The 619-nt window shown below is 38.0% G+C and carries 1 pseudogene; it reads right to left on the bottom strand.

The window, feature by feature from the left end:
- Positions 1–619, bottom strand: a pseudogene (locus ACRCJ0_RS18330) (carbamoyl-phosphate synthase large subunit); the annotation flags it as partial.

The raw sequence follows: 619 nt of genomic DNA, 5'->3' as shown, positions 1-619 counted from the left end.
TGCAACACCCGCGCCATCTCTCATTACTTCGTATTCGATTTCTTGGTAACCAGCAATTGATTTCTCAATTAAACATTGGGTTACTGGCGATAAAATCAAACCGTTCTTAACGATTTTTTCTAATGATGCTTGGTCTTCACAGATACCACCACCAGAACCACCCATGGTAAAGGCTGGTCTTACAATAATTGGGTAACCAATTTTATTGGCAAAATCAACCGCTTCATCGACAGTGTGAACAATTGTTGAATCCGGAACAGGTTGGCCGATTGAAGTCATCAAGTTTTTAAATAACTCACGGTCTTCTGCTTGGTCAATGGCTTTAAGGTTGGTACCAATTAACTCAATATCTAATTCTTCTAAAATACCTGAAGCATCTAAAGTTAAAGCCATGTTTAAGCCTGTTTGACCACCAAGTGATGGTAAAATTGCATCTGGTTTTTCTTCGTATAAAATTTTAGAAACCATTTCTTCAGTAATTGGCTCGATATAAATCTTATCGGCCATCTTGCGATCAGTCATTATTGTCGCTGGATTCGAATTAATTAGGACAACTTCGTATCCTTCTTCTTTTAATGCTAAACAAGCTTGAGTACCAGCATAGTCAAATTCGGCTGCT

Source organism: Aerococcus sp. L_32 (genome assembly GCF_050689315.1).
Note: the sequence above shows the minus strand (reverse complement) of the source record. Positions and strands in the feature narration are given on the sequence as shown.